The sequence below is a fragment of the Flavobacterium hydrocarbonoxydans genome (assembly GCF_009789235.1).
GTDB lineage: Bacteria > Bacteroidota > Bacteroidia > Flavobacteriales > Flavobacteriaceae > Flavobacterium > Flavobacterium hydrocarbonoxydans.
The window spans coordinates 714607-739092 of the sequence record NZ_WSTB01000001.1 but is presented as its reverse complement, the minus strand read 5'-3'; the positions used below and the strand labels follow the sequence as shown (position 1 = coordinate 739092).

Here is a 24486-nt window from a genome sequence, read left to right as displayed (position 1 = left end):
TTTTAGTTTGGTTTAATTTCTCCTCCACCCATTTTGCTGAAATCCCAGCTTACCGAGAACATAAAATATCTTTGGATAGTGGTATAAGTACTTTGGTTGATATTTCCATTGTTTGCCGAACGATTAAATCCTACATTCTGGTTCAAAAGGTCTCTTCCAGTAATAGAAACTCTTAAATTATCGGTTTTTAAGAATTTTTTGGTGATAGTGGCATTCCAGATAAAACGTTCAAAAGTTTCGGGAATCACGTCAGTTTTTCCGTTATATTGATAGTTACCATCGCTGCTAATTTCAAACTTACCGGGTAATTCCACACTTGTCCAGAAATTACCATTAAAACCCCAGCCATTACTATTACTATTTTCGTTGATACTCGCATTTGCCACATTGTAAGTAGGCCCAAAACTGGTGTTGAAATTGTATTTTTTATCTTTATATTTCGATAAGTTTGCATTTAGGGAGTAACTCGAATTTTTAGTTTGATTGAGTTTGGTATTGATGTAATTGTAGTTTACATTTTTATTGGTGCTTAAACCAATTCCTGCCGTCATGTCTATTGCTTTTATCGTGCGGCCAAAATTACTGTTCAAATAAAAACTTGTTGCGGCTTTGTCATTTAGGTTGACAAACTGAGAAACACTTTGTCCTCTATCATTCGTAACCACATTACTTATTATTGGATTTAGGGTAAAATTATACGATCCATTAATCGAAAAATATTGATTGGTTAACACTTTGTAGGAATAATAACTACCTCTAAAATTATTTCTAAAAGAAGGATCTAAATTAGGATTACCCAAAATCGTATTCAATTGATTTTGATTGTTTCTAATAGGCTGTATTTGCTCTAATGTAGGCTGATCAGTGTTTCCGTTATACGAAAAACGCAATGATTCTCTTTGTTTAAAATTATACTGATAGTTTAGCTGAGGCATGTAGTTCACAAATTTTTGCTTGAAATAAGTGTCTGTATAAACATCGTACTGTTTGAAGTTTACACCACTAAACCTGGAACCAAAAGAAAGAACTGTTTTATTCTTTTTATAATTGAAAATCGCCCCAACCTGGTTGATGGTCTGATCTAATTCATAATTATTACTAAAGATAGGATCTAGAATGTCATAATTACCATTTGCAGATTGATTAAAAGACCTGCGATCTGCTTTTCCGTTACTTATATTGAAACCGTAGTTTAATAGTAAAGACAGGCTTTTGGTTAAGGGTTCGGTATAGGTTAAATTTGATTTAAAAGCAGTATTGCTAATAGTATTGACTTTATTTTGATCGACGACCTTGGTGCTGTCGGGCGTGATTACGGATACTGAAAAAAATTCAGCTTTCGAATTTAGGTAACCATTACTTTTACTATTTGTATTGGACTGATTTAAATTTAAGGATACTGTACGACCTGTTTTTTTAAGTTTTTTGGTTAATAAAGTATTTATATTTAATGTTTTATCATCGACTTCGTTGGTAGAGGTCTGTTGCAGATTATTCAATTGATTGCCATTTTCATCCGTACCTTTTTGCATTTCTCCTTCATTGGTATTGCTGTTTTTAATTAAGCCATCTACATTTAATTTTAAGGTGAGAGTGGTGTCAATTTTAATTTCATAGGCTACATCGAGTTTGTTTTTAAACATGTTTTTTTCAAAACTCTTGTCCGAAGTATTGTAAATGCTACTGGAGCTTAAATTTTGCTGATTAAGATCATTACGGGTTCCAGAAAGTTTGATGTCACCAATTTTATAATTTACATTAATGGATTCCTTGTCATTATTCCATTTATTATCAAAATGTACACCACCGGTTTGAGCAACAGGAATTCCTTCACCATTAAACTGACCATCCCAACTTTCTAATTCGTCATTTGCACCACCAGTAAAATTAATTCCACCATCATCAGTTACCTGAAAATTGCTTGCTCCATATTTATCTTTATCGCCCCATCCTAATCCTACTTGTCCGGTATTGCCTAAAATACCATAAGCAGCTAATTTTTTCTTCCCCCAAAATTTATTAAACATGGCTTGGCCTTTGTAAAAGCCATCCGTTCCAACTCCGAGTTCTGCTTTTCCAAAATAGCCATTTTTTTTATCTTCTTTAAGCTTAACGTTTAGCGTTTTGGTTTTCTGACCGTCATCTATTCCGGTAAAAGCAGCCTGATCACTTTTTTTGTCATACAATTGTACTTTATCAACCATATCGGCACGTAGATTTTTTGTAACCAAAGTAGGGTCATCTCCAAAAAATTCTTCTCCATCAACCAAAACTTTGGTTACGGTTTCGCCCTGAGCGGTAATTTTACCGTCCTTATCAATTTGTATTCCAGGGAATTGTTTTATCAGATCTTCTACTTTTGCATTAGGAGCTATTTTAAAAGCTTTTGGATCAAATTCGAGCGTATCTCCTTTGATTTTCATAGCAGCTCTATTGCCTTTTATGATTACTTCAGATAATAATCGGCCTTTATCCTCCAAATTAATTTTGCCATAATCGATCATTAATTGTGTAGAATCAACAGCAAACAGATCTACAAAATCAGCATACTTGGGATACGAAACCAGTAAAATAAATTTTCCTGATTTAATGTTATTCAACTCAAATGCCCCATTTTCTTTGGCCCGGGTAAATTGTACTAAAATAGAATCTTGTGCTCTTAACACAGAAATCGATGCTCCGGCTAAGGAAGAATTGTTTATAGTATCTCCTACGAATCCTTTGACAGTGCCTTTTTTTTGGGCCTGTAAAACATTAGATAAAAAAAGAAAGCAACATAGTAATAGAACGGATTGTCTCATTAATTGGTTTTGGTTTTTTGGTAAAAAGGCATAATAATGCTATCCTATTTTTTTAGAAATAGAAATAAAACACACTTTGTCTGATTTGTTTTTGAGTAAATGGGATAGTGGGTGCTAAAAAAGAAATTGAAATACTATCTTTTGATGAAGGTTTGCTGAAGTACAATAATTTGGTTTTGTGAAATTCATAATGATTTTATGAGGTTTTGGTGGTTAGTGTGTTACTTTTAACGTTTATGGATGTTAGCCGTGATTGTAATAGTTAAATTTAGATAAAATTCAAAAATAGCTAAAAATACTACAATATTAAAAAAAGGTTTATAATTTAAATTTTTCTTAACAATTATAAATACTGCAATTCAGTATTTCGATTAGCTGGATTAAATCATTAAATTTGATGTAAACAAATTTCCTATGAAAAATATTTTTTTCCTTTTTAGCGCTTTAGTTTTGATGACCAATTGTAAAACTGCTGTTCCTGCTGCATTAGAAACGCCAAAAACTGAAGCAGATTTCCCGTATTATTTTAAAGCAACAGGAAATGAGCCTTTCTGGTCTTTGCGTATTGGTGCAGATAAAACCGTATTTACATCGATGATAGAAAATAAGGAATTGTTGGAGTTTAAAACTACGGATCCTGAAAAAGCAATGGATGCTAATGTAAAAACATATCACTTAAGTAATGCTGCAAATAAAGTTTCTGTTACGATTATGCAAAATGATTGTCAGGATTCTATGTCAGGAGTTGTGGCTCCTTATACCGTAAAGATGGAAATTAAAAACAGCTCCGATTTAGAGACTAAAATCATTCAGGGCTGCGGAAGTTATATTACCGATTACCGTTTGCATGATATTTGGGTTTTGGAAGAATTAAAAGGAAAAAAAGTCAGTATTTCTGATTTTCAGAATGAATTGCCAAGAATAGAAATTAATGCTTCGGAGAACACATTTATGGGATTTGGAGGCTGTAATTCCGTTAGCGGAAGCATTTTTAGTGAAAAAGAGCTGCTTCGATTTACGAATGTAATTTCAACTTTAATGGCTTGTGCTCCCGGAAATAAAGAAGATGAATATCTTAAAGCACTTCAAAGCAGTACTTCTTATGAAATTGGAAATAACAGATTGACACTTTCAAATCCTTCTGGCGTACTTTTGATTTTTAGAAAAGTGGACTGAGTTTAAAAATAAATGTATTTTTCTTATGTTTTTATTTTTAAAATATTATTTTTGCAGCATAATACTTATAAATAAAGAATATTTTAAATGAAAAAGATTTTAATGCTAGTTGTGACAATATCTTTATTGTACAGTTGTAAGGCAACAAATGAAACAAATTCGGTTACTGGGAAAACTGAAAAATCAAGTACAGAATTAAGCAGAGTTTGGGTTTTGGAAGAATTAAATGGTAAAAAAGTAATGCTTTCTGATTTTCAAAAAGAATTACCCCGAATTGAATTCAACGTGACTTCTAAAACATTCAAAGGCTACGGGGGATGTAATATTGTTGAAGGTAATTTTATTTCGGAAAAAAACCAACTTCATTTTCCGATGGTTATTCCAATGACAAAGTACTGTTCACAAACCAACAAAGAAAGTGAATTTTTAGCGGCACTTAAAAATGTAACCCAATATACAATTGTTGATAATAAATTGATGCTTTCGGGCAATTCAGGGCATACATTAAGTTTTAATGGTTTATAAAACAAACAACAATTGTATAAAAAAGCCTCTCGTTTTTTAATGAGAGGCTTTTGTATTTATTGAAGCTTTATTTTACTCGTTTAGCAAGATCTATAACCGGAATACTGATCATTCGGCCCATTACTTTTTTGCCTTTATAGGTAATCACGCGCAGCATATTCGCATCTTTCGGAACAGTTAGCTCAGCAGTATATTTAGGATAAAAGTTATCCGGACCAGAATTGTCAAAACTATAATATAGGTCCAATCCTTCAATTTCAGGTGTAAGAGTTACGATTAATTCTTTATTTGCATTTGATTTTACGGTAATAATAGGGTCGTACATTGCTGGTGAATATTTGATTTCAGCCAGTTCAAGACGTTTGAAGTGATCTTCGGTACGACTGATAAAATTATTCCAGTTTTTCTTTGCCGAAGGGCTCCAAAGCGATTCAGACATAGCAAAACCTCTTGGCCAGGTCATATATTCTACCTGACGGAAATTATAGACCTGTTCTGTCCATAAATTGGCCTGTCCGCCTAAAATATAATTTGCATTAGCTTCGGCTGGAACGGGTTCAAATTGATATACTTTATTCAATCGTAACGAAGCATAAATTTTAGGCTCTGTAGCTTCATCTCCCTGCATATAATCAAAATAGGCAAAATCTGTTGGTGACATAACCACATTGTGCTTTTCGTTAGAAGCTTTGATGCCGTGTTTCATGCCTCTCCAGCTCATAACAGAAGCTGATGGAGTAACACCGCCTTCTAAAATTTCGTCCCAACCCATGAATTTTTTGCCTTTTGAAACTACGATTTGCTCCACACGCTTTTCAAAATAAGCTTGCACCTGCGGAATGGTTTTTAAACCTTCCTGTTTCATTAACTGTTTAATTTTTTCGTCTTTTTCCCAAAAATTATGTGCCGCTTCATCACCACCCATGTGGATGTATTCAAAAGGGAAAAGAGCGGCAACTTGTGTGATGACAGTATCCAGAAAAGCATATACTTTTTCGCTAGCCGGACAAAGGCTGTTATCGACTAAGGCAAGTGGCGGAGCTCCGTGACTCCAGTCCATTATTTGTTCGCCGGAACGAACTTTATAATTTACGGCATCAGCAGTGCACGAAAGTTCAGGATACGATGCAATTGCCGCTAAACTATGGCCTGGAACATCAATTTCGGGCATAATATTTACGAAACGCTCTTTGGCATATTGTACAATTTCTTTAATGTCTTCCTGAGTATAATATCCTCCGTAATTACGTGGTTCGTCTGGTGTTGTCGGAATAAAATTTCCGAAATTCCCGGTTCTTTTTACGTTCCAGGCACCAATTTCTGTCAGTTTTGGTAAACCTTTAATTTCGATTCGCCAACCTTCATCATCGGTTAAGTGCCAATGCAGAATATTGTATTTGTAGCGTACCATATTGTCAATGTATTTCTTGACTTCATCTTTAGTAAAAAAATGACGGGAAACATCGAACATCAAACCTCTCCATGCTAATTTTGGGTAATCGGTAATTTCTATATTTGGAATTTCCCAAGTTATATTTTTAGCAATTTCTTTGCCTTCGATTTCGGCTGGAAATAACTGAAATAAAGTTTGGACACCATAAAAAACACCTTGTGGTGTATTGGCAGAAACAGTTATTTGATTGTTATTTACTGAAATTTTATAGCCTTCATTACCTAATTGGGCTTCATTCGAACTGTTTAAAACAAATTTTACAGTCGATTTGCCATCGCTTTTAGAAAGTGTTATTTTTTTTCCGGTTGCGGTTGTAATTTTTTCCGAAAAAACATCCACAGACTGCTTTAAGGCATTTGCATCATTTGCATAAACTGAAATGTTTTCTGGTAATTTAAAACTTCCTGCCTTCTCTGTAACCGATACAGGTTGAGGAATAATAGAAATACTTGTTTTATTAATGTCGGATTGAGCAAAAGCTCCAGCCGAAAATAAAAAACAAAGGAAAAATTGATTTATTTTTTTCATGGTTAGTGAATTGGTGGTTAGGGAATAGTAATTGTAAAGTTTTTTAAATATCGTATTATTCCAGTTCTTCAGTAGTGTCTTCGGGAACAAAATCAAGTTCTAAAGCTCTAACCGTCTGAACGGCATTTCCAGCAATGCCACGAATAGAACCGTACATTCCGAGCGTGTTATTGACTACTTTTTCGATTTGTTTTTCACGTTGTTTCCAGATACGCTGCATCGCTCTTTTCTCTGAATCCAAATCATTTTGCATTTGTGTAAAACCTTCTACAATGCCTTCAATCTGCAAACGGAATTCATTGCTGGTCAGGAAATCATATAGCATCGCCATTTTATCGCCTTTGTTTTCCTGTGCCTGAACAGCCTGACTTACCTGAATTAGCGATTGGCGCAATACAGCACTTAAACCTTTAAACTCTTCATAGGTACAAATCCAGATGCCGTCTCGCATGCCTAAACGTTCCATTCCGGCAGGCATCACTTCGGTAACTAAAACACCAATATTGGCTTTTTTGGTTCGGATATCATTTTTGAATTTCTCAATCCAGGCGGGCTGAAACGCTTTGGTACGTTTGCTTTCGTAATAAATAGAACCGCAATTTTGCAATTCGCGGGTGTTTACTATTTGAAGACAATCGGCTCCATTGGCTCCTTTTTTTACTTCATCGATACTGTCAAGCGGAAAATTATTGGCTAGCCATTCTTCGATTGCCAATTCCATTACTTCACCCTGCAATTGCATAGAACCCTGTTCTTGCTTGCGTTTCATCTCTTCGGTTAGCTTTTTTTGTTCTTCGAGTTGTTTTTGCAATTCCTTAAATTTCAACTCATTTTTATCGTCTTCCTGTTTTCTGATTTTGTCACGTTCGAGAATCAATGTAGCGTTAAGCTGCTTTTCGGCTTCAGCCTGAATCGCATCTTTCATCTCCAGTTTTTCACGCTGAAGTTTGGCAATTTCGCCTTCCATTTTATTTAATTCACGGATTTTCTCAGATTTCTCGGTTAGTTCTTTTTCCATCGAAGTCAAACGGTCTTTGTTTTCTTCTTCGAGTTTATTTTTAAGTTTTTCGGTAATTTCTTTTTCAGCTGCTTTTTTCTCACGCTCCAAACGTTCTGCAAAAAGTTCGTTTTCCTGCTTTTTTTTGGCTTCAAATTCGGCTTTTGCCTTCTCCAATTGTTCGTTCTTAAGCTCTAATTCTCTGGATTGAATAGTAGCTTTTTGTTGAAATTCTTTACGGATACTATCTTCTAACTGGTGTTTTAAGACATCATTTACATCGATTGGTGTTCCGCAACTTGGGCATTGAATAGAAGATTGCTCAGACATTTTCTTGATTTTTTTAACGGGAATTATAATTTGCTAAGATATTTAAAAGTTCGCTTTTAAGTATAAAATAAGTTGTGATAAATTGTAAGGTTTTTTAGCCACGAATTCACGAATTTTTATTTTTAAATCTATACGCAAACTAAAAAATAAATTCGTGAATTCGTGGCTATTCTTTTTTCAATAAAAAATCAATTGCAGTTTTTGTGATTTCCGAATGGTCTTCTTTTAAGCTGATTAGAGAAACATCGGTTAAGAGATTGACTTCTTTTAACTCGATAAATCCTAGTGCTGAGTCCTGGTTGTTTTTGGAAATAGTAGAAGGAACAATTGAAATCCCTAAGCCATTTTTGACTAATTGCACAATCGAATTGATATTATTGGATTCGTGAACGACTTTTGGCGTAAAGCCATAAAAAGCACAAAGTTCCAGTAAAACTTCATGATAATGCGGCGCATAATCTTTATTGAAAAATACAAAAGTTTCGTCTTTTAATTTTAAAATATCTTTTTCTGAATTTATGCTTATCTGGTGTTTGTTGAAAACCACCGAAAATCCGTCCTGAAACCACAATTGCGATTTAATTTTAGGCGATTTTATGGGTGAACGGACTATTCCTAAATCTATTTTTCCTTGTTCTAAAGCCGAAATTTGTTTGGATGTCGATATTTCAAAAAGTTTGAAATTGACATAAGGAAATTGCGCTTTCAAAAACTGTATCAATTCTGAAATGGCTGCCGAATATATCGAACTGATATAGGCGATTCTAAATTCGCCCGAAACATTCTCTGCAATTTTTTTTGTTTTTAAAGTAACGCTTTCTAGGTTCAGAAATAGCTCTTTAACTTCTTTTTTGAAATATTTTCCGGCTTCTGTCAGTTCGACTTTTTTATTATTTCTAATGAATAAGCGAGCCTGAATTTCTTCTTCGAGTTCAATGATTTGGCGGCTTAAAGGTGGTTGCGAAATAAATAGTTTCTCCGCCGCTTTTGTAAAATTTAATTCTTCGGCTACAGCCAAAAAATATTTCAGATGACGCAATTCCATAAATACCTATTAAGTATTAATAATTGACAAAATAAGTCTTTTTGAAGTATATATCAAAATGCTAGTTTTGATAAAAAATAATTTCACGCAGATTTAAAATGGATTTAAGCAGATTAGCGCAGATTTTTTATTTTAGAATACTCCTAATGAAAAGTGAAATCATTTCTGACCTGCTTAAATCTGCCAAATCTGCGTGAAAAATTAAAATAACAGAAACTATGAAAAAATCAACTATTGAAGAAATCAGAGAACGTTTTGACCATGATGTCGAAAGATTCTCGAATTTAGAAACGGGACAGGTCGCTACCATTGATGCTACCATTTCGTTAGAATTAATTACAGAATCATGTAAACGAATTGTTCCAAATGCCCAAAATGTTTTGGATATTGGTTGTGGAGCAGGAAATTATACGTTGAAAATGCTTTCGAAAGTACCGAATTTGAATTGCACTTTGGTCGATTTGAGTTTGCCAATGTTGGACAGAGCTTTAGAAAGAGTTTCGGCAGAAACAAACGGAAGGGTAGAGGTGAAGCAAGGTGATATCCGGGAAGTTGAATTGCCAGAAAATCATTTTGATATTATTTTGGCTGGAGCAGTTTTGCATCATTTGCGTGATGATCAGGATTGGGAAACGACTTTTGCTAAAATATTTAAGTTGTTAAAACCAGGAGGATGTTTTATGATTTCTGACTTGATTACGCAGGATTCGGAGTTATTAAACGAGTACACCTGGCAGCGTTATGGAGATTATTTAGAGGGAATTGGAGGGGCAGAGTACCGCCAAAAAGTATTGGATTATGTTGAAAAAGAAGATACGCCAAGGTCTATAAACTACCAATTGGGTTTAATGAAAAAAGTAGGTTTTACTAGTGTTGAAATTTTGCATAAAAACATGTGTTTTGGTGCTTTTGGAGGGATTAAGTAGGTTATGAAATTAGCCACGAATTCACGAATTAAGGTTAACCAGTTGGGTGAAATTATTTTTAACACATAGAAACATAGCTTATTGAACTCAAAAAAGGCGTTTCACTTGCATTAAAACACATAGCTATGTGTGAAGAAACGAGTTTCTTTTTTAATTTCCTTTTTTTTAAATCATAAAATCTATGTGTTCTATGTGTTAATTAAATTTTTATTAATTACACCCAACGGGTTAAGGTTAATGTAATAATTCGTGAATTCGTGGCAAAAAGAATCATAATTTATTTTCTAATTCTGGTTCAGAAAATTTATTTCTCAAATCAAAAACAAGTTGTGATGGGCCATTTTGCTGTAAGTAATCCAGTTTTTCGACCGCTTCATCCAGTGTCGGGATATGTCCTTCAGGAACCCACCACATGGCAGTACTGGCTTTTCCGAATTTAAGAAACCATTCTTTACGGCGTCTTAAAAATTCGCTGTGAAAAGTTTTGTACATATAGTTTTCCAGCGATTCAATGCTTTTCCAAACTGACACATTGATAATAATCTGTTCGTCATTGTATGGGTTTAGGCTTGTGGCATTATAACTGTCATCTTTTAAGCGCCACACAAAACCGTCGCTTTGCTCGGCTAGAGTATTTACAGTGTCTAAATTATCAACAAATTCTTTCATGATCGGGTCGTTGATATCAACCCCTTTCATTTTGGCAATATTTATTTCAGCAATTTGATATTTACTCATAATTTAGATGAAATTAAAAAACGAGCAAGTTAGTTTTTTACTAAATAAAATTATGTTAGATTTTTTATAAAATTTGAGCCGTTTTATAAACCAAAATGGGTGAAGCTACTAAAGCCTCGCTTTGTTTAATAAAGTCCTGTAAATATGATTGATTGTTATGGATGTCAAGTCCTGCCTGATCTTTCCATTCTTCCCAAAGGATGAAAACATTTTCTGTGGTGTGTAAATCATAACGCACACAGGCCGCTTCTTTTCGGGTTTCTGAAACCAGATGCTGTAGTAAAATCTGAACTTCCTGAATATTTTCTAGTTTGCTCTTTATAATGGCTGTAATCGAAATCATGATTATAGGTTTTTTAAAGTTTGTTCTAAATGCGAAGTGTAATCTTCTTTAAAGATACTAATATTTTCAGAAGTAGCGCCTTTTTCGACATCGTGAAAGTGGAAACTATCTAAGGGATTCATGCCTACAAATTTATTCATTTTATGAAAACCAAACATTACACCATCGTCAACAGAGGTTTCTTCGAAGAATTCTCCGGGTAAAGTAAAAGCCGTTGCAGGTGCATTCCAACTTGTGGTTAACAGGTATTTACGACCGTGTAACAGTCCGCCCGTTCCGTAATTGATATCAGGATTGGTGCGGGTTCTTCCGTCATTTTTATAAATTCCGTTTTGATGTCCTTGTGTAAAAACGTCGTCGATGTATTTTTTGAAACCATTCGGAATCTGGAACCACCAAACTGGCGTGTGGTAAATAATTAAATCGGCCCAAACGAATTTTTCTACTTCGGTCTGAAGGTCGATTTGGTCGTTGATATTCGTTGTTTTTACTTCGTAATTAGTGTTTTTTGAAAGATATTCTTCGGTCCAGCTTTGTACCGTCTGATTGAATTTTCCGCCTGAATGAGCAAACGTTTGTCCGCCGTTGATAATAAATACTTTTTTCATGTTTTAAAATATTCTAATGAATTACTGATTTTGTGTGAGGGATAGGAGCAAATATCCTTTTGTTTTTTTCTTTAAAAAACAAAAGATATTGTGGATAGCCCGACCCGCTTTTTCTGCGGGGCACACCCAAATGATTCTTAATTGTTATTTGGTTTAGCAAAATTATACTGTTTTTATGGTTGTTAATTGGTATATATTTGTGTTTTTTATGTAATTTTGCAACTTCAATTTAATTTTTAGTTATGAAAAAAGAAAATTTATACGAACCTTTTACGGTTTCCTTTGAAACTTTGGATGAATATCCGGATGTTGGAGATCGCCATAATTTCTTTGAATTGGTGTATGTTTTGGGAGGAACTGGCTCGCAATGTATCAACAAAAATATTTTTGAATATGATGCGGGACATTTGTTTTTACTGACGCCAGAGGATTGTCATAACTTTACAATTGAGACCAAAACGAGCTTTTTCTTTTTGAGATTTAATGATATTTATTTGAAGAATTCGAGTTTGCAGAACGAAAATATTCAGCGATTAGAATATATTTTGCAAAATGCGAATCATCAGCCGGGCTGTATTTTGAAAAATGATGCCGATAAATGTTTGGTAAAAGTGATGGTTGAAGCGATTATTCGCGAGCATCAGGACAAGGATGTTTACAATCAGGAACTGATTCAGCAATTGGTGAATACGCTGATTATTGTGGTAGCGAGAAATATTGCGAAATATTTGCCAGAGCAGGTAAATATTGGGTGTGAGGCAAGAGCCATAGATATTCTGCAATATATTCAGACGAATATTTATTATCCTGAAAAGATAAAAGCTGAATCGATTAGTGCGTATTTTGGCATTTCGAATACGTATTTAGGGCGTTATTTTAAGAAACATGCCAATGAAACGATGCAGCAATATATTAGTAATTACAAAACGAAACTCATCGAGCATCGTTTGCAGTTTAGTGATAAACGAATTAATGAAATTGCTTATGAATTTGGTTTTACAGATGAAAGCCACTTTAATAAATTCTTCAAAAAGCAAAATGCAATTAGCCCTTCTGAATTTAGAAAAACAATTCGTTTGAGTGCGTAGTTTTTTGGCCACAGATTAAAAGAATTAGCACAGATTTTTTTTGATCTTCTAAATTGTTTAATCTTTAGTGTTTTTTATTTTTTGCCTTCTTTTCCCAAGATTAAAATCATTAAAATCATTTTAATCTGTGGCAAAAAAATTAAATCATTTTCTTAATTACACGCAATTTATGAGTGTGTTTGTTGATTTCGGGATTGTAAATTCCTAAGTGATCGAGTCGATCGATACGTATTTTTCCGCAGGCGTGAATGATGTAATTGTTCTCCATAATGATGCCTACGTGTGTGATCCTTCCTTCTTCATTATCAAAAAAGGCCAAATCTCCAGCTTCACTTTCTTCGATAAAACTCAAAGGTTCGCCTTCGAGGGCTTGTGTAGAAGCGTCACGGGTAAGTTTGTAGCCATTAAGTTTGTAAACCATTTGTGTGAATCCGGAACAATCGATACCGAAAGGTGTTTTTCCGCCCCAAAGATAGGGCGCATGCAAGTACATATAGGCAGTAGTGATTAAAGCACTTTTGGGTTTGATACCGCTGGTTCTGGTCCCTTCGAATTCGAAGTTTTTAGTATTGATTTCGCTATTATTCAAAAAGGATAATGAGGCTCCAAGCGGAATGGGTAATAATAAATTATCTGGCGAAGTAATGTAATCAATCAAATCAGCATTTAAAATAATGGCTTCATTGCTCAATTGATTGTAGTTTGCTTCCGAAATCAGTTGGTATTGTTTAGAATCCATCCATCCTTCGTAACCGTCGAATTGAATTTTAATTCTGGCCCATTGATTTTGCCTTTCTAAAATTTCGATATGTTCGCCAAACAAAAGTTGTGTGACAATTTCACTTCTGTCACTTGGTTCAAACCGAATGGGTGCTATGGCTAGATTGCAAATTCCGAACATTTAGGATAATTTATGTATTTAAAATCAGGAGTTATCAACGAATTAATAACTCCTGATGTACTGTATTTATTTTAAGCTCTTTCGATAACAATCGCCGAAGCTCCACCGCCACCATTACAAATAGCTGCAGCACCAGTTTTGGCATTGTTTTGTTCTAAGACATTTAGCAAAGTTACAATGATTCTAACACCTGAGCAACCTAGCGGATGTCCTAATGATACTGCTCCACCATTTACGTTTACTTTATCGTTATCCAATCCAAGAATTTTAGCATTGGCTAAACCAACTACGGAGAATGCTTCGTTGAATTCGAAATAATCAACATCGGTTATTGCAATTCCTGCTTTGTCTAATGCTTTTGGTAATGCTTTTGCAGGACTTGTGGTAAACCATTTTGGTTCCTGAGCAGCATCTGCATAGCCTTTGATGTAGGCAAGCGGTTTTAATCCTAATGCAATAGCTTTTTCTTCAGACATTAAGATTACGGCAGCCGCTCCATCGTTGATGGTAGAAGCATTGGCAGCAGTCACAGTTCCGTCTTTGGTAAAAACGGCACTTAATGAAGGAATTTTATCCAATTTTACATTGGTGTATTCTTCATCTTTAGAAAAAATAACAGGCTCACCACGTCTTTGTGGAACTTCTACAGGAACAATTTCATTATCGAATTTTCCGGCATCCCAGCCTTTAGCACTTCTTTCATACGATTGAATAGCATAATTATCCTGCTCCTCACGGCTGATGTTGTATTCAGACGCACATAAATCGGCGCAAACTCCCATTGCGCTATTATCGTAAGCATCTGTCAAACCATCTTTCTGCATGCCATCAAGCATGGTTGCAGGGCCAAATTTGTTTCCGTTACGCATTTGTACATAATGCGGAATCAAACTCATGTTTTCCATTCCTCCGGCTACTACAATTTCGGCATCACCACAAGCAATGGCTTGTGCGCCAAACATAACGGCTTTCATTCCGGAAGCACATACTTTGTTTACAGTTGTACAGGCAACTTCTTCTGATAAACCTGCAAATAATGCAGCCTGGCGTGCCGGAGCCTGACCAACTCCTGCCTGAACCACATTGCCCATAAAAACTTCATCAACTAATTTTGGGTCAAGGTTAATTTTTTGTAGTGCGCCTTTTATTGCGGCAGCACCTAATTTTGGTGCGGGTACGGTAGATAACCCTCCCATGAAACTTCCGATAGGTGTTCTAACGGCAGAAACGATAACAACTCTTTTGTTCATTTTCTGTGTATTATTAGTTAATGAAAGCAAATTTAATCTTTATTTGTACATATTCAAATTTTGAACGAATTCGATTGAAATTTAAATTGAGGTTGTTCTTTTGTTAATTCTATTCGTTTGATTGTGAAGAGGTTTAAAAAAAAGTTTTAAAAAACTTAAAAAAAAGCATCAAAATAGTTGCGAGAAACGTAATGTTGTCATACCTTTGCCACCGCAAAACAGGACACGTTCCTTGAGCTTGGAGAGTTGCCTGAGTGGCCGAAAGGACTTGTTTGCTAAACAAGCGTATGGGGAACTGTACCAAGGGTTCGAATCCCTTACTCTCCGCTTCAATCTTTTGCAATTCGGGGTGTAGCGTAGCCCGGTTATCGCGCCTGCTTTGGGAGCAGGAGGCCGCAGGTTCGAATCCTGCCACCCCGACTTTTTTTGAGTTTTTAATAAAAAACTTATTTTGGTTCCATAGCTCAGCTGGATAGAGCAACGCACTTCTAATGCGTAGGTCGAAGGTTCGAATCCTTCTGGGATCACAACAAGCCACTCAATCGAGTGGCTTTTTTGTTTTTTGGGATTAATACGAAAAATGGGATCAGGCGCAAAGGTTTTAATTGAAGTGACTTTAGGGTTTGTCTGATTTAGATTATGGGCGCAAAGTCAGAGACGTTTGCGCAGCATTTCATAAGGAAGACTTCGGGGAACGGTCAAATAATTCTTCTAGCATTTTCAATTCTCAAAATCAAACCTTTACTTATTCAGACTTTATTAGAGATTTTATTTATTGTTAGTGCAATTTTTTCTAAATTTTCCATAACAATTAAAAATTCTTCGATAAAAAATCTTCCAGTTTAAATTTTAAATATAAGGACAAATTCTCCAATGTTAAGTTTTTCATCTGAAGCAAAACTTAACATTGGACGATTGTTTTTAACGGTATATTTGTTAATAATTAATTAACATTAAATTAAAGCGGAGATAATATTGAAAATTATTCAAAATGGCACTCTGATAAATACAGTTGAATATGAAAGAAAACGAAAACGAATTAAATCTGAATTCTGAGATTGATAGTTTAAATCCCGGAGAGCAAACTCTTAAAAATGAAATTACTGCTGATAATGAAACAAAAACAGAAGATTCTAAACCAAAAGAACCATCTAAGTCAAAGACTACTGTTGCAGCTAAAAAACCAGTAAAAAAGGCAACAGTTTCAACGCCAAAAACAACAGAGCAAAAAGAAGAAGTTGTCTCAGCTGAGGTTTCACAAGAAATTCAAGAAGTTGATTCAGAAGAAGAAAATAATAATAGTAAAACTAAAAAGAAGACGAAAAAGATGAAAGAAAAAGAAGGAAAAGACAAGGACAAAGAAAAAGCAAAAAAGAAAAAACAATTAGCTAAGAAAAAGGAAAAAGCGAAAGAGGATAAAAAGAAAGAAAAAGCTAAAAAAGCAAAACAAAAAGCAAAAGCCAAAAAGAAGGCAAAAGCTAAAAAAGCAAAAGATAAAGCGAAGGCAAAAAAAATAGCCAAAAAGAAGGCTAAAAAATCGAAATCAAAATCGAAAAAGAAAAAATAAACAAAAAGTCCTGAATTTCAGGACTTTTTGTTTTGAATAATCTGGTAAAATATGAGGCATGACAAAATAGTTCCCGGTTCAAAAACTAAGGATTAGATAAACAGATTGGTTAATCTAAGTGATAAGCAATCAAAAGTAGGTATCAATCCTCAAAATTTTACTACTTAGTTTTTTTCTTGCGACCTAGCCAAATCAATAATCCCGTTATAGGCAATGTAATGGCAAAAAGACAAACCAAAAAGGCCAGGATTTTTGTTGGATAACCATAGATACTACCTGTATGAATGGGGTAAATAAGACGTCGTATTTTATCACCATTGCTAAAAGATTCGTAGGGTTTTGTTTTTAAAAACCCTCCTGTATATTTATCAAAATAGGCCAAGCTTGAAATATTGGGAATCGATTTTTCAAGATTGAGTTTAATTACCATGATACTGCTTATGGTGTCCGATGGGATTCTGATTTGAGTATCTCCTTTATATTTATAAATGCTGTCTGTTTTTGAAAATATATTTTGATAAAAAAATGTTTTGTCCTGCTTAGAATCGACTTTTGTTGGGTTTTCAACTTTAGCCGAAGGTTTTTTTGATGTTCCGTCTGCCAATAAATAGATACCGCTTTCAAACCATTTAAATGACCAGGTTAATCCGGTTAGTGATATAATCAAAAGTAATAAAAAGCTATAGAAACCAAAGGTCGAATGAAAATCCCAATTGACTCTTTTAAAAGAGGCATTCCATTTTACGGTTAATCTTTGTCTAAGGTTTTTCCTTTTTTTTGGCCACCATAAAATAAGGCCAGAAATCAGCATAAAAGCAAAAATAAGACAGCTGCAACCGGTAATAAATTTTCCGGTTTCTCCTAAAATCAAATGGCGATGCAAATCTAAAACCACAGAAAAAAATCTGTTTTTTTTAGAAACTGTACCCAAAACTTTTCCGGTGTAGGGATCTACAGAAAAAATCTGATTTTCTTTACCGGCATCGGTTCCAGAAATAATTACGGTTCTCTCCGGGTCATTGTAAGTCTGAATACGATCTAATTTGGTGATTTGATATTTTTTCTGAATGGCATTAACATAAAGATCAACAGGAATTTTTTTGGTTCCGATGGTCGAAACTTTATAGAATTCAGGATTAATACAAGCATCAATTTCATCTTCAAAAACTAATAGGCTTCCTGTAAGTGCGACAATAAATACAATAAGCCCGGACGCAAGTCCGAGCCATAAATGTAAAAGGCCAATACTTTTTTTAAATGTTTTAGTCATGCAAAAAAGTGGTGTTTTTTTTTAATATAAATAAATTTTTAAAACGAATATCCTAGTGTTAGCAGCCAATTTGAGGGTGCTCCTGGAAACAAACGAATATAATCGTAACCACCAACCCAATAGGTTTTGTTTAAAATATTATTCGCATTGACCTGAATTTTAAATTTATTAATGCTGTAATACAAAGCCCCATTAAATAATGTATAGCCAGGAAGAGTCTGTGTATCGGTTTGGCTTAGTGTACGAGTTGTCGCAAAATTACTTCCTAAGGCAAGTCCAAAATCTTTCAAGGCTCCGTTTGTAAAATTATAACGGGTCCATAGATTTCCCTGTTGGCGTGGGGTATTTGGTTTTTGTCTTCCAATTTCAGATGCAATCGGGCTTTCGGAAATTGCGGCTTCATTATAAGAATAAGCGGCAGAGATACTCCAGTTTCTGGTGATATTTCCATTTATATCAAATTCAATACCTTTAGATTCTTCTTCACCTATAGCGCGCATTAAATCTGGATTTGCAGTATCGTTTGCCGGATATAATGTGTTTTTTTGCTGAATTTTGAAAAGGGCAACCGTTACAAAAAGCTTTTCTTTAAACCAGGAAGATTTTCCTCCAAACTCGATCATATTACTTTCTAACGGATCAAATGGCCCTCCAGCATTTGGGTTGGATAGAGAAGAAGCCGTTTGCGGATTGTATCCTTTTACGTAAGTTCCGTATAAATTAATATTCGGATTAACAGTATAAGTAAGTCCAAAACGCGGTAAAAACGAATGCTGTTTTACTTTGTTTTCAGCAGCTTTTTTATAGTTTTCCTTATCAGTGTATTCGTCGTAACGCACTCCAATTAAAGCCTGAAAAGCACCAAACTTAATGTGATCCTGAAGATATATTCCGTATAAAGAATAAAAAGTAGGATCAAACGGGCGTGCTGCATAAAAATATTTGCTCATATCTTTTAATTGCTGTGATCCGGATGGATTGGTCAAATCAAAATGCGCTACGTTCGGTACTGGATTGCCTTTTGAATCCAGTAAATAATTTGCGCTGTTAGCCGGATTATAGGTAGCAATTGATCCTGTATTGGCAGCATTTCTATATCCGGTAGCCTGTAACTGAGAACCTCCAGCCGGGACTTCCTCCTGCGCATAATCGTACCCCAAAATTAGGTTGTGGTCTAACGCTCCGGTTTTGGCCTGGTATTTAAAAAAGGTCGAAAGATTATCTATGTAGCGCTTACGCTTGCGCATAAAAACCTGCATTTCGATAGAAGTCGAAATGGTGGTTCCATCACCGGCAGAAGCGTATTTATTGGCACCTCGATGTTCTAAAAGATCTTCTGTATAACCTGTTCGTATGTATGATCCGGAAAACGAGAAACGATCTGAGAATTGATGATTTAAGGAAGTCGTTACAATGTAAGTTTCTTCATTTAAATAATCGTTGGTAGAGTTTAACGAATTAGAAGTTTTGGTGGAATATAAACTGTTTTCATAAGTTGATTGTCCACGGTCTAGTATGCTTTTTGAACTCGTATAAATCAGGTCAAAATTGACACTGGTTTTATCATTTGGAAGGAAAGACAGGGAAGGAGCAAGTACAATATTTTTATCAAATTGTAAATCTCTGAAAGAATTCGCATTTTCATAACCTAAATTCAATCGGTACAAAAGCGATTTATCTTCTGTTAATGGCCCTGTAAAATCGGCTAAAGCTCTTAAAGTATTAAAACTTCCGGTAGAAAAACTCACACTATTTGCGGCCTGATCCAAGGGTTTTTTCGTTACTCTGTTGATGACTCCTCCAGGAGAAGCATTTCCAAACAAAGCCGATGAAGGTCCTTTTAAAACCTCGACACGTTCCAGATAATTAGCAAGCGGCTGTTTCCAGAATCCTGTTGAGGTTCGCATACCGTTAAGTAATTGTGTGTTGCTTCCTCCGTTTATTCTAAAACCTCTAATCGAAATATCATCATAAAAAGTAAACTGACTCACTCCGCTGAAATTTTTTACCACTTCGCCTACGCGGATAGCACCCTGATCGGCTATCAACTCTTTAGTTGCATACGACACTGCCTGTGGCAGATCTTTAAGAGCAATTTCTGTCTTGGCTCCAATAAACGATTTTGTATTTCGATAGGATTTCTCTTTACGGCCTGTAATTTCAACAGTCTGCAAAGTGTTGATGTTTTCTTTTAAAACAACTGTGATTTCAAGATTTTCATTATCATGCAGTTCGATATTTTTTTCCTCAACATTAAATCCCATTGCCGAGAAGGAAACGGTATAATTTCCAGGAGTAAGATTTGTAATTTCAAAATTTCCTTTATCATCAGAAACGGTATTCTTTTTAAGACTTTTTATGGAGATAGAAGCGTAAGATATCACTTCGTTATTTTCCGAAAGTATTTTTCCGGTAATTTTGGCGTTTTGTGCCAGGCCAATATTTAAAAAGGCAAGCAGCAACAATGAGAAAGGTAACTTCATGGTGGTTATTTATTTTTTAGACCGCAAATTTATACTTATTTAGATTAAATACAAATAATAGTTTAAAAGAATAATTTTCTATGAAAGGATAGATTTAGAGTTAATTAGCTGTTTTTTTTCATTAGCAGGAAATCGAAGAGATGAAATGGTTGTAATTTTTAGGATACGAAAACTCTTTTAAAATGGTCGTTGGTCGAAATTATATAAGTTTCGATGGTAATTTAGATTAATATTGTGATGTTACTATTTTACTAACAGTTATTAATCATATCGCAATGAAAAATCTTTTTTTATTAGTATGCTTTTTATATATGACTGCTCCGGTTATGGGGCAAAAAAAAGTAAAATCTCCTGAACCATTTGGTCCTTTGCCAACCCAAAAGCAAATCGATTGGCAGGAAATGGAATTCTATGCTTTTGTACATTTCTCTCTTAATACATTTACAAATAAAGAATGGGGATACGGAGATGAATCTCCTGCACTTTTTAATCCCACAGCATTAGATGTTCGCCAATGGGCACGAGTTGCTAAAGAGGCCGGTATGAAAGGAATCATATTGGTTGCCAAACATCATGATGGTTTTTGTTTATGGCCTTCCGCTTATACGGAGCGCTCTGTAAAAAATTCTCCTTGGGAAAATGGCAAAGGCGATTTGGTAAAAGAATTGGCTGCTGCCTGCAAAGAATACGATCTTAAATTAGGACTTTACCTTTCGCCTTGGGATAGAAATCACGCTGAATATGGTAAAGAAGGGTATATCACCTATTTTAGAAATCAGTTAAAAGAACTGTTAACCAATTATGGTGATGTTTTTGAGATGTGGTTTGATGGGGCAAATGGTGGTGACGGATATTATGGAGGTGCCAATGAAACCAGAAAAATCAATTCACTTGAATATTATAATTGGGATGAAACGTACAAACTCATTTATAAGATTGCTCCCAAAACACTGGTTTGGGGAATAGGCCCCTCAGAAGCCAGATGGATTGGAAATGAAGAAGGTCGTGCGGGTAAAACCAATTGGTCACTTTTACGCCAAAAAGATGAACTGGCAGGAAAAGTACATTATACAGAGTTTGTATCGGGTCATGAAGATGGCGAAAAATGGGTGCCAGGCGAGGCTGATGTTTCCATTAGGCCCGGCTGGTTTTATCATGCTGTCGAAGATGATAAAGTACGTTCATTAGATGAAATGGTAGATATTTACTATGAATCGATAGGACGAAATGCCAATTTATTACTTAATCTTCCGGTTGACAGGAGAGGATTGGTACATGAAAATGACGTTGCAAGACTGAATGAACTCGTGGCAACTATCAAAGCCGATTTTAAAACAGAATTATTAGCGAATACGAAAGTAACAGGCACCAATACAAGAGGAAAAAGCAATCAATTTGCAGCCAAAAATGTAATTGACGGAGACAAAAACACCTATTGGGCAACGGATAATAATATAAAAACAGCTTCAATTGAATTTGATTTTGAAAAGCCTATTGCGATTAACCGAATTCTCCTTCAGGAAGATATAAAATTAGGACAGCGTGTAAAAGCTTTTACCGTTGAAGCCAAAATTATGGGGCAATGGAAAACTATTGCTGCTGAAACAACTATTGGTTACAAAAGAATTTTAAGAATTGACAGAGTAAAAGCATCGGCACTAAAAATAAACATTACCGATTCGAAAGCCAGTATCGTTATCTCGAATATTGAAGCCTATAATGCACCAACTTTTGTTCGTCTTCCGGAGGTTCATCGGGATAAAAACGGTTTGGTAACGATCAAAGCCGAAGAAGGTAATCCGATTTTTTATACTACAGATGGCACTAATCCAACTATAAAAAGTAATTTATACAATGAACCATTTCAATACAATAAAGCGGTAACATTAAAAACAATTGCTTATAACACAACTGAAAATAGAAGCAGTGCCGTAAGAACCGTAAAGTATGGAATGTCTAAAGAAAAATGGAAGGTAATTGAAATTTCTAGTGGCGATTTAAAATCGGCAAAAAGAATGATAGACGGCGATCCCAATACAGATTGGAGTTTTGGCGGAGAAACAAATTTGCTTCCTCAACACGTTACGATAGACATGGGTGATGTACTGAAAATAAAAGGATTTACGTATATGCCGCAGCAAATAGGCAATAATCTTAATTTAATAGCGAACTACGATTTTTTTACGAGTACTGATAACATCAAATGGATTAAGCAATCTGAAGGAGAATTTTCGAATATTAAAAACAATCCAATCGAACAAATAAAGCTTTTTGAAACGGTACAGGCCAGATTCCTGCGTTTTGTTGCCAAAGAAGCGGTAGGAAATGGAAAGACAGTTTCGATAGCAGAAGTAAACATTATCGAATGATATTCTAAAAATGATAAACTGAAAAGTGATTTAAGTTTATAATTATGTCTTTTGCCGAAGACTACTTGTTATTAGTCGAATTTTTAATAGCAGCTAGTTATAAAGCTTTAATTTTATCTTACATTAATTAAATGAAAACAGGCAAATGATTAAAGAAGATATAGGTTTTAAAGAAGCAGGAAAATTTGAAGAAACACGTTTTGAGAAAATACATAATGTTATTTTTGATTCTTCTCAGGAGGCTTCATTATTGATTGCACAGGAAATTGCAAACTTAATACAACGAAAAGAAGAATTAAATGAACCTTGTGTTTTAGGATTAGCAACAGGTTCTTCGCCTATAAAAGTTTATGAAGAACTTGTAAGAAAACATAAAGAGGAAGGTTTAAGTTTTCAGAATGTGATAACATTCAATTTAGATGAATATTATCCGATGGATAAAGACAATATTCAGAGTTATTATCATTTTATGCACGAACATCTTTTTAATCATGTGGATATTCCTGCAGAAAATATTAATATTCCCGACGGAAAAATAAGCAGCGAAGAATTACAACAATATTGTATAGATTATGAGATGAAAATTAAATCCTACGGAGGTTTGGATTTTCAGCTTTTAGGAATTGGAAGAACCGGACATATCGGTTTTAATGAACCTGGTTCACACGTTAATTCTGGCACAAGAAGCATTACTTTAGATCATTTAACCCGTACCGATGCAGCATCTTCTTTTTTAGGAATTGATAATGTACCCAGAAAAGCGATTACAATGGGAATTGGAACGGTGAAAAATGCTAAAAGAATCGTGCTTTTGGGATGGGGAATAAGTAAAGCAGATATTATCAAAAAAACTATTGAAGGTTCTGTTTCTTCTCAGGTTCCGGCGACTTATTTGCAACAGCATAACAATACCACTTTTGTGCTGGACACCGAGGCTTCATCAGAATTGACAAGAGTAAAAACTCCCTGGCTGGTAAAATCGGTAGTATGGACAGAAGAGTTGAAATTGAAAGCCGTAGCATGGTTAAGTGAATTGACTCAAAAACCATTTTTGAAATTAACAGACAAAGATTATAATGATAATGGAATGTCTGGTCTTTTGACAGAAGAAGGAACGGCATACGATTTAAACATCAAAATGTTCAACAAAATGCAGCAGACCATTACAGGATGGCCTGGTGGAAAACCAAATGCAGACGATACTTACAGACCAGAACGCGCCATGCCGGCTAAGAAAAGAGTTATTATTTTTAGTCCGCATCCTGATGATGACGTGATATCGATGGGAGGTACTTTTGACCGGCTTGTAGAACAGGGACATGATGTGCATATTGCCTATCAAACCTCAGGAAATATTGCTGTTTCTAATGAAGAAGCGTTGAAATTTGCTGAAATAGCCAAGTCGTTGAATGTTCATTCTGAAGAATCAGAAAACATTATTCAATTCTTAAAAAACAGATCGGCAAATGAAATTGATTCCTTAGAAGTTAGAAAATTAAAAGGAATGATCAGAAGAAGCGAATCTCTGGCAGCGACACGTTATTTAGGTGTGCCCGATTCGAATGTACACTTTCTGGATTTGCCTTTTTATGAAACAGGTACTGTTAAGAAAAACAATCTTTCAGGAGCTGATATCGATATTATGTGCAATTTGATTGATTTTATAAAACCACATCAAATATATGCTGCAGGAGATTTAGCAGATCCGCACGGAACGCATAAAGTATGTCTGGACAGTTTGTTTGAAGCCTTAAAAATTGTAAAAAAGAATAAATATATGGATGATTGCTGGGTATGGCTGTATCGCGGAGCCTGGCATGAATGGGAATCGTATCAGATAGAAATGGCTGTACCAATGAGTCCGGATCAGGTGCTTAAAAAACGACATGCTATTTTTTATCATCAGACCCAAAAAGATGGTGTTATGTTTCAGGGTGATGACAGTAGAGAATTTTGGGTTCGTGTCGAAGACAGGAACAGATTGACTGCAAAAAAGTATCATGATTTAGGCTTAGCAGATTATTCGGCTATAGAAGCTTTTAAGCGCTATCATTTTTAATACGTTTTTTAAAATATAATAAACTGTTT

Annotated in this window: 18 protein-coding genes and 3 tRNA genes; 10 read left to right on the top strand and 11 right to left on the bottom strand. The window is 34.9% G+C overall.

The genetic code is table 11. The features are described 5' to 3' along the window. Positions 1-2: 2 nt before the first annotated feature. Entirely contained in the window at positions 3-2801 is a 2799-nt protein-coding gene (locus GON26_RS03060) for an outer membrane beta-barrel family protein (protein WP_160373235.1), read from the bottom strand. A 414-nt stretch (positions 2802-3215) separates the two neighbouring features. On the opposite strand from GON26_RS03060, the gene GON26_RS03055 reads away from it, so the two are divergent. Both GON26_RS03055 and GON26_RS03050 read left to right on the top strand, forming a co-directional pair. Beyond that, on the top strand, positions 3216-3977 hold the full coding sequence (locus GON26_RS03055; RefSeq protein WP_160373234.1) for an META domain-containing protein: 762 nt from the start codon (positions 3216-3218) through the stop codon (positions 3975-3977). Between the two features lie 87 nt (positions 3978-4064). Next, positions 4065-4502, top strand: coding sequence for an META domain-containing protein (locus tag GON26_RS03050; RefSeq protein ID WP_160373233.1), 438 nt, complete (start codon positions 4065-4067; stop codon positions 4500-4502). Between the two features lie 67 nt (positions 4503-4569). Here GON26_RS03050 and GON26_RS03045 read toward each other — a convergent pair whose 3' ends face one another. From GON26_RS03045 to GON26_RS03035, 3 genes are all read right to left on the bottom strand, one after another. Next, on the bottom strand, positions 4570-6483 hold the full coding sequence (locus GON26_RS03045; protein WP_160373232.1) for a beta-N-acetylhexosaminidase: 1914 nt from the start codon (positions 6481-6483) through the stop codon (positions 4570-4572). A gap of 55 nt (positions 6484-6538) precedes the next feature. After that, positions 6539-7810, bottom strand: coding sequence for a DUF2130 domain-containing protein (locus GON26_RS03040; protein ID WP_160373231.1), 1272 nt, complete (start codon positions 7808-7810; stop codon positions 6539-6541). A 166-nt stretch (positions 7811-7976) separates the two neighbouring features. Further along, positions 7977-8855, bottom strand: a complete 879-nt coding sequence (locus GON26_RS03035) for a LysR family transcriptional regulator (protein ID WP_160373230.1) — start codon at positions 8853-8855, stop codon at positions 7977-7979. A gap of 218 nt (positions 8856-9073) precedes the next feature. On the opposite strand from GON26_RS03035, the gene GON26_RS03030 reads away from it, so the two are divergent. After that, positions 9074-9781: a class I SAM-dependent methyltransferase gene (locus GON26_RS03030; RefSeq protein ID WP_160373229.1), complete on the top strand. Its 708-nt coding sequence runs from the start codon at positions 9074-9076 to the stop codon at positions 9779-9781. Between the two features lie 270 nt (positions 9782-10051). On the opposite strand, the gene GON26_RS03025 is transcribed toward GON26_RS03030, so the two are convergent. The 3 genes from GON26_RS03025 to GON26_RS03015 form a co-directional block, all read right to left on the bottom strand. Beyond that, positions 10052-10519, bottom strand: a complete 468-nt coding sequence (locus GON26_RS03025) for a DUF3291 domain-containing protein (RefSeq protein ID WP_160373228.1) — start codon at positions 10517-10519, stop codon at positions 10052-10054. 64 nt (positions 10520-10583) lie between these two features. Then, positions 10584-10862: a putative quinol monooxygenase gene (locus tag GON26_RS03020; protein WP_160373227.1), complete on the bottom strand. Its 279-nt coding sequence runs from the start codon at positions 10860-10862 to the stop codon at positions 10584-10586. Between the two features lie 2 nt (positions 10863-10864). Next, positions 10865-11470, bottom strand: a complete 606-nt coding sequence (locus GON26_RS03015) for an NAD(P)H-dependent oxidoreductase (RefSeq protein WP_160373226.1) — start codon at positions 11468-11470, stop codon at positions 10865-10867. Positions 11471-11712: 242 nt separating this feature from the next. Between GON26_RS03015 and GON26_RS03010 the strand changes: the two genes are divergently transcribed. Beyond that, positions 11713-12558, top strand: coding sequence for an AraC family transcriptional regulator (locus GON26_RS03010; RefSeq protein WP_160373225.1), 846 nt, complete (start codon positions 11713-11715; stop codon positions 12556-12558). 139 nt (positions 12559-12697) lie between these two features. On the opposite strand, the gene GON26_RS03005 is transcribed toward GON26_RS03010, so the two are convergent. Together GON26_RS03005 and GON26_RS03000 are read right to left on the bottom strand one after the other, a co-directional pair. After that, on the bottom strand, positions 12698-13459 hold the full coding sequence (locus tag GON26_RS03005) for a C40 family peptidase (protein WP_160373224.1): 762 nt from the start codon (positions 13457-13459) through the stop codon (positions 12698-12700). 71 nt (positions 13460-13530) lie between these two features. Further along, entirely contained in the window at positions 13531-14709 is a 1179-nt protein-coding gene (locus GON26_RS03000) for an acetyl-CoA C-acyltransferase (RefSeq protein WP_160373223.1), read from the bottom strand. 240 nt (positions 14710-14949) lie between these two features. On the opposite strand from GON26_RS03000, the gene GON26_RS02995 reads away from it, so the two are divergent. The 4 genes from GON26_RS02995 (at position 14950) to GON26_RS21540 (ending at position 16276) form a co-directional block, all read left to right on the top strand. Next, positions 14950-15036 (top strand) — tRNA-Ser (locus tag GON26_RS02995). Positions 15037-15054: 18 nt separating this feature from the next. Then, a tRNA-Pro gene (locus tag GON26_RS02990) sits at positions 15055-15129 on the top strand. A 33-nt stretch (positions 15130-15162) separates the two neighbouring features. After that, positions 15163-15236 (top strand) — tRNA-Arg (locus GON26_RS02985). 491 nt (positions 15237-15727) lie between these two features. Continuing rightward, on the top strand, positions 15728-16276 hold the full coding sequence (locus tag GON26_RS21540; protein ID WP_202110824.1) for a hypothetical protein: 549 nt from the start codon (positions 15728-15730) through the stop codon (positions 16274-16276). Between the two features lie 160 nt (positions 16277-16436). On the opposite strand, the gene GON26_RS02975 is transcribed toward GON26_RS21540, so the two are convergent. Together GON26_RS02975 and GON26_RS02970 are read right to left on the bottom strand one after the other, a co-directional pair. Continuing rightward, positions 16437-17546 (bottom strand): PepSY-associated TM helix domain-containing protein, encoded by a 1110-nt coding sequence (locus GON26_RS02975; protein ID WP_160373222.1) that lies wholly within the window; start codon positions 17544-17546, stop codon positions 16437-16439. 38 nt (positions 17547-17584) lie between these two features. Further along, positions 17585-20029 carry a TonB-dependent receptor gene (locus GON26_RS02970; RefSeq protein ID WP_160373221.1) on the bottom strand — a complete coding sequence of 815 codons (2445 nt, stop codon included), beginning with the start codon at positions 20027-20029 and terminating at the stop codon, positions 17585-17587. A gap of 275 nt (positions 20030-20304) precedes the next feature. On the opposite strand from GON26_RS02970, the gene GON26_RS02965 reads away from it, so the two are divergent. After that, positions 20305-22398 (top strand): alpha-L-fucosidase, encoded by a 2094-nt coding sequence (locus GON26_RS02965; RefSeq protein ID WP_160373220.1) that lies wholly within the window; start codon positions 20305-20307, stop codon positions 22396-22398. Positions 22399-22543: 145 nt separating this feature from the next. Then, on the top strand, positions 22544-24457 hold the full coding sequence (gene nagB, locus GON26_RS02960) for a glucosamine-6-phosphate deaminase (RefSeq protein WP_160373219.1): 1914 nt from the start codon (positions 22544-22546) through the stop codon (positions 24455-24457). Positions 24458-24486: the final 29 nt, after the last annotated feature.